9 protein-coding genes are annotated in these 9,124 nt (G+C 70.7%); 6 read left to right on the plus strand and 3 right to left on the minus strand.

Features of this window, described 5'->3' with window-relative positions; all coding sequences use genetic code 11:
- Positions 1-112: 112 nt before the first annotated feature.
- From mqnC to ACFPZJ_RS31090, 3 genes are all read left to right on the plus strand, one after another.
- The gene (mqnC, locus tag ACFPZJ_RS31080) at positions 113-1,309 is read left to right on the plus strand and encodes a cyclic dehypoxanthinyl futalosine synthase (protein ID WP_381028588.1); all 1,197 of its coding nucleotides are present in this window, start codon (positions 113-115) and stop codon (positions 1,307-1,309) included.
- A 7-nt stretch (positions 1,310-1,316) separates the two neighbouring features.
- Positions 1,317-1,922 carry an imidazolonepropionase-like domain-containing protein gene (locus ACFPZJ_RS31085; RefSeq protein WP_381028590.1) on the plus strand — a complete coding sequence of 202 codons (606 nt, stop codon included), beginning with the start codon at positions 1,317-1,319 and terminating at the stop codon, positions 1,920-1,922.
- Positions 1,923-2,001: 79 nt separating this feature from the next.
- Positions 2,002-2,697 carry a demethylmenaquinone methyltransferase gene (locus tag ACFPZJ_RS31090; RefSeq protein WP_381028593.1) on the plus strand — a complete coding sequence of 232 codons (696 nt, stop codon included), beginning with the start codon at positions 2,002-2,004 and terminating at the stop codon, positions 2,695-2,697.
- Between the two features lie 93 nt (positions 2,698-2,790).
- On the opposite strand, the gene ACFPZJ_RS31095 is transcribed toward ACFPZJ_RS31090, so the two are convergent.
- Together ACFPZJ_RS31095 and ACFPZJ_RS31100 are read right to left on the minus strand one after the other, a co-directional pair.
- Positions 2,791-3,120, minus strand: a complete 330-nt coding sequence (locus ACFPZJ_RS31095; protein ID WP_381028595.1) for a PASTA domain-containing protein — start codon at positions 3,118-3,120, stop codon at positions 2,791-2,793.
- Positions 3,121-3,219: 99 nt separating this feature from the next.
- Positions 3,220-3,726 carry a GNAT family N-acetyltransferase gene (locus ACFPZJ_RS31100; protein ID WP_381028598.1) on the minus strand — a complete coding sequence of 169 codons (507 nt, stop codon included), beginning with the start codon at positions 3,724-3,726 and terminating at the stop codon, positions 3,220-3,222.
- 96 nt (positions 3,727-3,822) lie between these two features.
- Here ACFPZJ_RS31100 and ACFPZJ_RS31105 point away from each other — a divergent pair, with 96 nt between their 5' ends.
- Positions 3,823-5,115, plus strand: coding sequence for a geranylgeranyl reductase family protein (locus ACFPZJ_RS31105; protein ID WP_381028600.1), 1,293 nt, complete (start codon positions 3,823-3,825; stop codon positions 5,113-5,115).
- A 145-nt stretch (positions 5,116-5,260) separates the two neighbouring features.
- Positions 5,261-7,090 carry a hydroxysqualene dehydroxylase gene (locus ACFPZJ_RS31110; RefSeq protein WP_381028602.1) on the plus strand — a complete coding sequence of 610 codons (1,830 nt, stop codon included), beginning with the start codon at positions 5,261-5,263 and terminating at the stop codon, positions 7,088-7,090.
- A 105-nt stretch (positions 7,091-7,195) separates the two neighbouring features.
- On the opposite strand, the gene ACFPZJ_RS31115 is transcribed toward ACFPZJ_RS31110, so the two are convergent.
- Positions 7,196-7,996 carry a C40 family peptidase gene (locus ACFPZJ_RS31115; RefSeq protein WP_381028605.1) on the minus strand — a complete coding sequence of 267 codons (801 nt, stop codon included), beginning with the start codon at positions 7,994-7,996 and terminating at the stop codon, positions 7,196-7,198.
- Between the two features lie 756 nt (positions 7,997-8,752).
- On the opposite strand from ACFPZJ_RS31115, the gene ACFPZJ_RS31120 reads away from it, so the two are divergent.
- Entirely contained in the window at positions 8,753-9,112 is a 360-nt protein-coding gene (locus ACFPZJ_RS31120; protein WP_073792966.1) for an NADH-quinone oxidoreductase subunit A, read from the plus strand.
- The last annotated feature ends 12 nt before the right edge of the window (positions 9,113-9,124 follow it).

Consider the following 9,124-nt stretch of genomic DNA (forward strand, 5'->3'; position numbering starts at 1 on the left):
TCCTGGAGCGCCGCGACCCGGAGCACCGACCGCGCGACGGCGCGGCCCAACGGCTGGCGTAGGCTGGTTCGGTCCGTCCACACCCCTGACGAATCCTGCGAAAGGGACGCCGGTGACCGAGAAGGCCGACCTTCAGCCCATCCTCGACCGTGCAGCCGCCGGTGGACGGATCACCCCCGAAGAGGCGCTCGTCCTCTACCGCGACGCCCCGCTGCACGCGCTGGGCGCCGCCGCCGACGCCGTACGCCGCCGCCGGTACGCGGGCACCGAGCACATCGCGACGTACATCATCGAGCGCAACATCAACTACACCAACGTCTGCGTCACCGCCTGCAAGTTCTGCGCCTTCTACGCCCCGCCCAAGAGCGACAAGGGCTGGACGCGCGACCTGGAGGACATCCTGCGCCGGTGCGCGGAGACGGTGCAGCTGGGCGGCACCCAGATCATGTTCCAGGGCGGTCACCACCCGGACTTCGGCGTCGAGTACTACGAGCAGCACTTCGCCGCCATCAAGAAGGAGTTCCCGCAGCTCGTCATCCACAGCCTCGGGGCGAGCGAGGTCGAGCACATGGCCCGGATCTCCGGCGTCAGCGTCGAGGAGGCCATCACGCGGATCCGCGACGCCGGGCTCGACTCCTTCGCCGGCGCCGGCGCGGAGCTGCTGCCCGAGCGGCCGCGCAAGGCCATCGCGCCGCTGAAGGAGTCCGGCGAGCGCTGGCTGGAGATCATGGAGATCGCGCACCGGCTGGGTGTTGAGTCGACGTCCACCATGCTCATGGGCACCGGCGAGACCAACGCCGAGCGCATCGAGCACCTGCGCATGATCCGCGACGTCCAGGACCGCACGGGTGGCTTCCGCGCCTTCATCCCGTACACCTACCAGCCCGAGAACAACCATCTGAAGGGCCGTACGCAGGCGACCGTCTTCGAGTACCTGCGGATGATCGCGGTCGCCCGCCTGTTCCTCGACAACGTGGCCCACATCCAGGGCTCCTGGCTGACGACGGGCAAGGAGGTCGGCCAGCTGTCGCTGCACTACGGCGCCGACGACCTCGGCTCGATCATGCTCGAGGAGAACGTCGTCTCCTCGGCCGGCGCCAAGCACCGCTCCAACCTGCTGGAGATCATCGACCTGATCCGCAAGGCGGGGCGCGTCCCGGCGCAGCGTTCGACGACGTACGAGCACCTGGTCGTCCACGACGACCCGGCGAACGACCCCGTCGACGACCGCGTCGTCTCCCACATCTCCTCCACGGCGATCGAGGGCGGCACCGCCCACCCCGAGCTGAAGCTGCTCGCCTCCAACTAGGGCTTCCGTGCTGACGATCCACGCGGACTCCCGGGGCCGGGCGCTCGCCGTCGAGGGCGCCCGGATCGCGGACGCCGGACCGCTCGACGACCTCGTCGCCGCGTACCCGCACGCGCGCGTGCGCGAGTGGCCCGGCATCCTCACGCCCGGGATCGTCAACCTGTACGGCGACGAACTGCTGCAGGAGGCGTACCACCCGGATCCGCGCGAGGCCGACGAGCTGGGCACCGAGCCGCTGACCGGCGAGGCGCTGGCCGCGCTCGCCCTCGACGACGCCCGCTGGGGCGCCAGCGCCCGGCGCGGGGTGCAGCGGATGCTGGCGCACGGCACGGTCGCGGTGGCCTGCGAGAACCTGCGCAACCGAGCGGTGCGGGACGCCGTACGCCGCTCCGGCCTCGTGGTCGTGGGCCGGCTCGGGCCTCCCGGCGGTGTCCCCGCGCTCGATCCCTACGCCTCCGGGGAACCGGTGCGGTTCGCGCCCGTGAGAGAGCGCGGGTCCGCCGCCCGGTTCGCCGTGTTCGAGGTACGGGACGAGGCCGAACTGGCCGAACGCGGCTCCGGCGCCTGCGTGGCCACGGTGGTGGACGGGCGGCTGGTGTTCCGCCGCCGGTAGGGTCCGGCGCCGCGCCGTAGGCTCCGCCACGCTGGAAGCCGCGCCTCCTGCCGGGCGGCGGTGCTGCAAGAATGGGCCCGTGACCCGCGCATCCCTGGACAAGCAGCCGCACGAAGTCGCCTCGATGTTCGACGACGTGGCGGAACGGTACGACCTGACCAACGACGTGCTGTCCCTGGGCCAGGCCCGGCTGTGGCGCAGGGAGGTCGCCCGGGCCGTCGACGCCCGCCCGGCGCAGAAGGTCCTGGACCTGGCCGCCGGTACGGCGACCTCCTCGCTGCCCTTCGCCCGCACCGGCGCCTACGTCGTGCCCTGCGACTTCTCCCTCGGCATGCTCCAGGTCGGCAAGGGGCGGCACCCCTGGCTGCCGTTCACGGCGGGCGACGCCACCCGGCTGCCGTTCAGGGACGGCACCTTCGACGCCGTCACCATCTCCTTCGGGCTGCGCAACGTGCAGGACACGGACAGCGCCCTGCGCGAGATGCACCGGGTGACCCGGCCCGGCGGGCGGATCGTGATCTGCGAGTTCTCCCACCCGACGTGGGCGCCGTTCCGGACGGTCTACACCGAGTACCTGATGCGCGCGCTGCCGCCGGTCGCACGGGCCGTGTCCTCCAACCCCGACGCCTACGTCTACCTCGCCGAGTCCATCCGCGCCTGGCCCGACCAGCCCGCCCTCGCCGAGCGGCTCCAGAAGGCCGGCTGGACGAAGGTGGCCTGGCGGAACCTGACCGGCGGGGTGGTGGCCCTGCACCGGGGCTTCAAGGAGAGCTGAGGCACCGCTTCCGGGCCTGGGGCCTCGGGGCCTCCTGGCCCGGGCCGCCGGACCCGCGTGGCCTCGTGCCTGGGGGATTCAGGGGGCCAGGCCTCAGGGAGAGCTCAGCACGTACGGGTCGCCCGGCTGGTCCAGTTCCCGCTGGAGCCCGCCGCCCGGCGGCCGCGGCATCCGCGGCTCGCGCACGCCTCCGCCGCCCTCCCCCTCGCCGAAGTCGAACCAGACGTAGACCATGGAGTCCCGCGGCACCTCGGCGCCGGGCTGCGGGTACTGCCGTACGACGTAGTCGACGACGGCGTGGTGGAAGTCGGGCCGGTCGGGTGCGCTGAGGGACAGGCCCCGGGTCCGGGCCGCCTCCCGTGCGTCCACGGCCATCAGGCCGACCAGACGCGGTACGCGCACTTCGGGTGTCTTGCGGGACATGTGCACAGATGTCACCCCCAGCGGTACAGGCAGGGTAACTCCGTGGCCGCGGCGGCCGGAAGCCACAAGTCGCTATCTGTGACAGTCGATTACGAACGGTTACAGATCGAGTCGGTAGCAGTGCCCCAGCCGCCGGGAGACCGGAGCGGTGAAGGTCTCGGCGAGGCGCATGCCCAGCCGCTGGGTGACCGCGACGGATCTCTTGTTCTCCGCGGCCACCATCGCCACCACGCTCGGCACACCGGCCGCCCGCAACCGCTCCAGCGTCTGGAGCGCGGCCGCGGTGACATACCCCTTGCCCCAGGCCGGCCTTGCGAGCCGCCAGCCGATCTCGATCTGCCCCGCGGGGCCCCAGTCGTGCTCCCACGGCTGGGCGCCGGTGAAGCCGATGACCTGTTCGTCCTCGTCGAGCATCGTCCACAGGCAGAAGCCGAGTTCGGCGTCGTGCCGGCGCTGGCGTGCGGTGAGCTCCTCGTACACCGACAGTTCCGCGGCTCTGCCGCCCTGGTGCTCCATGACCTCCGGGTCGTCGAAGATCCGGTGCCAGGCGACCGCGTCCTCGTCGGTGGGGACGCGCAGCCGTACATCGGGGAGAGCTCGGTTCACGGGGCAGCCCTTCAGCCGGTGATCGGTGACGCTGAATAGACTGCCCATGTCCAGTGCCGGTCGGCACGCAGATTTCGAACTTGGGGAGATCCCGCCGTGACCGTCGTGACCGAGCCGCTCTCCGAGAACACCGCCGATGTCATCGTCGTGGGCGCGGGGCCGGCCGGCTCCACGACCGCGTACCACCTGGCCCGGGCCGGACTCGACGTACTGCTGCTGGAGAAGACCGAGTTCCCGCGGGAGAAGGTGTGCGGCGACGGACTGACGCCCCGCGCCGTCAAGCAGCTCGTGGCGATGGGCATCGACGTCTCCGAGGAGGCGGGCTGGCTGCGCAACAAGGGCCTGCGCATCATCGGCGGCGGGGTGCGCCTGCAGCTGGACTGGCCGGAACTCGCCTCCTTCCCCGACTACGGCCTGGTGCGCAAGCGCGACGACTTCGACGAGCAGCTCGCCCGGCAGGCCCAGAAGGCGGGCGCCCGGCTGTACGAGCGCTGCAACGTCTCCGGCCCGATCGTCGACGACCGCACCGGCCGCATCACCGGCGTGACCGCCAAGCTGGGCGAGGAGAAGCGCGAAGTCACCTTCCGCGCACCCCTGGTGGTGGCCGCCGACGGCAACTCCACCCGGCTGTCCCTGGCGATGGGCCTGCACCGCCGCGAGGACCGTCCGATGGGCGTCGCGGTCCGCACGTACTTCACCTCCCCGCGTCATGAGGACGACTACCTGGAGTCCTGGCTGGAACTGTGGGACCGCCGCGGCCCCCAGGACCGTCTCCTCCCCGGATACGGCTGGATCTTCGGCATGGGCGACGGCACGTCGAACGTCGGCCTGGGCGTGCTGAACACCTCCGACTCCTTCAAGGAGCTGGACTGGCGCGAGGTCCTCAAGGCCTGGTGCGCCTCCATGCCGGAGGACTGGGGCTACACCCCCGAGAACATGACCGGGCCCATTCGTGGGGCGGCGCTGCCGATGGCTTTCAACCGCCAGCCGCACTACACCCGCGGTCTCCTCCTGGTGGGCGACGCCGGCGGCCTGGTGAACCCCTTCAACGGCGAGGGCATCGCCTACGCCATGGAGTCCGGCCAGCTCGCCGCCGACGTCATCGTCCAGGCTCACGCGCGCTCGACCCCGGCCCGGCGCGAGACCGCCCTCCAGCGCTACCCGCGTGTCCTGAAGGACACCTACGGCGGCTACTACACGCTCGGCCGGGCCTTCGTGAAGCTCATCGGCAACCCGAAGGTCATGCAGATCGCGGCCCAGCGCGGCCTGACCCACCCGCTGCTGATGAAGTTCACCCTCAAGCTCCTGGCCAACCTCACCGACCCGACGGGCGGCGACGCGATGGACCGCATCATCAACGGGCTGAGCAAGGTGGCACCGAAGGCGTGAGGCCACGAGGGCGGAGGGTCACCAGGGCGTGACCCTCAGGGAGTTCGGTGGCTGAGGCCCTCTCGCCGCGTGGTTGTGAGGATGCTGTGGGTGGCCGGGATACGGCCTTCCCGCCCCGGGCGCCCCTCCCTACCCTCCGGGTCTCATGACAACAGCACACACACGGGAGTCCCAGGCGCCCTCCGGCCACACCCGCAGACGCTTCCTCGCAGCCACCGGGGGAGCGGCCGGAGCCGCCGCCTTAGGACCCGGCACCGCCTCCGCCGCCCCGGTCTCAGGCCCGGGCTCCGGCCCGCGCGTCGCCGTCCTCGGAGGCGGCGTCTCCGGCCTCAGCGCGGCCCACGAACTCGCCGAGCGCGGCTACGCCGTCACCGTCTACGAGTACTACGACGCCCTCGGCGGCAAGGCCCGCTCCATGGACGTCCCCGGAACCGCCGCGGGCGGACGCCGGCCGCTGCCCGCCGAGCACGGCTTCCGCTTCTTCCCCGGCTTCTACCGGAACCTCCCGGACACCATGCGCCGCATCCCCTTCCCGGGCAACGCGGACGGCGTCCGCGGCAACCTCCGCGCCGGCACCGAGGCGCTGTTCGCCCGTGGCTCGGGCCGCCCCGACCTGCACTTCCCCCTCCGCCGGGTCACCACCCCGCCCGGGCCCGGCGACCTCACCCCGTCATGGCTGCGCGACCAGATCCTGTCCGTCCTCGACCTCGGCACCCGCCTGCCCGCCCACGAGGCCGCCTACTTCGCGAACCGCGTCCTCGTCCACCTCACCAGCTGCGAGGCCCGCCGTGAGGACCAGTGGGAGAAGACGGCGTGGTGGGACTTCATCCGCGCCGAGGAGATGAGCGAGGAGTACCGGACGGTCCTCGGCGTCGGCCAGACCCGCAACCTCGTCGCCACCCGCGCCGAGGTGGCGTCGACCAGGACCGTCGGCCGGGTCATCATCGAGGCCCTGCTGCTGTGGGGACTGCTGGGCCGGGGGATGGACGGGCCGGACGCCGACATCGACAGGGTCCTGAACGCCCCCACCAGCGAGGCGTGGATCGACCCCTGGGAGGCGTACCTGCGCTCCCTGGGCGTCGAGTTCGTACTCGGGACGCGGGTCAAGGAGGTCCTCTACGCCGGCGGCCGGGTGACCGGCGTACGGGTCTCGGCCCGCGACGGCAGCCGGGAGCGCGTCGTCACCGCCGACCACTACCTCTCCGCCCTGCCCGTCGAACACGCCCGCCCCACCTGGGGCCGGGCCCTGCGCGCCGCCGATCCGCAGCTCGCCCGGTGCGACGCATTGGAGACGGACTGGATGACCGGCGTGATGTTCTACCTGCGCACGCCCACTCCCGTCGTGCACGGCCACATCAACTGCCTCGACTCCCCGTGGTCGGTGACCGCCGTCGGCCAGGCCCAGTTCTGGGACGGACGGGACTTCGCGCGCGACTACGGCGACGGCCGGGCGCGCGACTGCCTCTCGGCGATCATCTCGGAGTGGGACAAGCCCGGCATCCTGTACGGCAAGACGGCCAAGGAGTGCACCAAGGAGGAGGTCGTCGCCGAACTCTGGGCGCAGCTGAAGGACGGGCTGAACGACGCCGGCCGGGCGACCCTGCGGGACGAGGACCGCCTCGGCTGGTTCATGGACCCCGCGGTGACGGGCCTGGGCGGCCCCGACCCGCAGAACCGCGAACAGCTCCTCGTCCACCCCACGGGCACCCTCCACAACCGACCGACCGCCCGCACCAGGGTGCCCAACTTCTTCCTCGCGGGCGACTACGTCCGCACCGACGTCGACCTCGCGACGATGGAGGGCGCCAACGAGTCCGCGCGACGCGCCGTCAACGCCCTGCTGGACGCCGACGCTTCGGACGCCGAGCGGTGCCGGGTCCAGGAGCTGTACCGGCCGCCCGAGATGGAGCCGCTGAAACGCGTCGACGAACTGCGCTACCGGCTCGGCCTGCCCAACACCTTCGACCTGGGCTGAGCCGGTACCGCTAGAAGTGCCCCGGACTGTCCGGGCGTGCACCGGAAGGGCCGCTGCCCCTGAGCGGCTGCGGCCCTTCCTCCCTGCGTCGTGACGGCGGTGTGCTCAGAGCACCCGCACCGCACCGGTCGGCGGGTCGTACGACAGCGGCTTCTCGGCGACGCCCGTGGAGGGGTTCTGCGCGCCGATGAACATGCCGTCACCGACGTAGACCGCCACGTGGTACGCGCTGCCCGCGCTGCCCCAGTACAGGATGTCGCCCGGCTGCAGGTTGCTCAGCGACACCGGAGTACCGGCGGTCGACTGGTCCTGCGAGACGCGCGGCAGGCTGATGCCCACCTGCTTGAAGGCGGCACCCACCAGGCCGGAGCAGTCGTAGGCGGAGGGGCCGGTGGCGCCCAGGACGTAGGCCTTGCCGACCTGCGCCTTGAGGAAGGACACCACGGCCGCGGCCGAACCCGTCGCCGTGCTCGTGGAGACGTCGGCGCTCGCCGTCGCCGTCAGGGTGGGTCGCTCGGCGTCGCGCGCGGCACGCTCGGCGGCGGCCTTGCGGGCGGCCTCGGCGGCCTTCTTCTTCGCCTCGGCCTTCTTCTTGGCCTCGGCGAGGTCCGCCTTGGCCTCCTTGGCGGCCTTGGCGGCGGCCGCGTCACGCTCGGCCTGCAGCTGGTAGTTCGCGGCCGCCAGTTCCGTAGCGCTCGCGGACTCGGCGACCTGGGCGGACAGGTCGGCGGTCAGGGTGGGCAGCTCCAGGGTCTGCGTCACCGGCTCGGCGGCGTTCGCCGAACCCGACGCCCCGGCCACTGCCAGGGTGCTGAGGACGCCACCGGCAACTCCGGCACGCATCGCGATTTTCGACGCGCTGCGGCGGGGCTTCCGGTGGCTGCGTATGTGAGCGGTGTGGGACATGGGAACAACCGGTACCAGGGGCTCCTTCATATCTTCAAGAAACGTGTGCTGCGCCACATTTACTCAATCGGAGCCCCGAACGCCTGGTCTGTCGCCCTTTATTGACGCCGTAACGGACATTACGGACGGCGTGTAACCGGGCTGTGATCTCGCTGTTTGATCAATTCGCCCGAATTGCCCCGCGCTTACCACTGGTTGGGGCGGTTGGCCAACCCTCGCTCTTGAGTGATCTTCGCCGGTGTGGCGGAGGTCACGGAACGGTCACCGGAGAAGCCGCGTCTCGCGCGCAAGATCACGGCCGGATCACGGCCGCGCGAAGATCGTGAAACCGTGCACGCGTCCACACCCCGCCCCGCACTTCCTCTCGGGTGTGAACGCGTGCCTCTACCAAGAGATCAAGTCCACCGCCAATTTGCATGCGCGGGAACCCTCTTGATATTGAGACGCACCTTGCCTGCTGCTGTGACGAGCCAAAATGTCACCTTTGGTGATCGCCTGGACGCTTCGCGTACCAAGATCGACGCCGGTCTGACGTCATGATCGATCGTCAGGTGGTAGAGATCACAAAGCTTGTGCAATACCCCGTGTCGCAGATCACAGAGCGACGGGCATAAGATGCACGCGGTTGGGCTTGTGACCTGCTTCACATGTTCCCGATCTCCGCCGGGGCGGGCGGGGTTCGCGGGACTGGTGGGGCGGATGTGAGCTCGACGCAAACCGCCAGCAGTCAGTGCCGACTGAGAGGAGCGAGGAGCGGTGAACGCGTATGCGCCCATCCTCGTACTGGGAGCCCTCGGGGCAGGCTTTGCGATCTTCTCCGTGGTCATGGCCACGTTGATCGGACCAAAGCGGTACAACCGGGCCAAGCTCGAGGCCTACGAGTGCGGTATCGAGCCGACCCCCACGCCGGCCGGCGGCGGGCGCTTCCCGATCAAGTACTACCTGACGGCGATGCTCTTCATCATCTTCGATATCGAGATCGTCTTCCTCTACCCCTGGGCCGTCAGCTTCGACGCCCTGGGTCTTTTCGGGCTCGTGGAGATGCTGCTCTTCGTGCTCACCGTCTTCGTCGCCTACGCGTACGTCTGGCGGCGCGGCGGCCTGGAATGGGACTGAGGGGCCTTTAAG

It is taken from the genome of Streptomyces bullii (genome assembly GCF_042657145.1).
GTDB classification, from domain to species: domain Bacteria; phylum Actinomycetota; class Actinomycetes; order Streptomycetales; family Streptomycetaceae; genus Streptomyces; species Streptomyces bullii.

What these genes read in the sequence shown, in the direction of transcription:
- ACFPZJ_RS31115 (WP_381028605.1), bottom strand. Translation starts at nt 7,996, where the DNA reads ATGTCCCACACCGCTCACATACGCAGCCACCGGAAGCCCCGCCGCAGC.
- ACFPZJ_RS31095 (WP_381028595.1), bottom strand. Translation starts at nt 3,120, where the DNA reads ATGTCCCGCAAGACACCCGAAGTGCGCGTACCGCGTCTGGTCGGCCTG.
- ACFPZJ_RS31110 (WP_381028602.1), top strand. Translation starts at nt 5,261, where the DNA reads ATGACAACAGCACACACACGGGAGTCCCAGGCGCCCTCCGGCCACACC.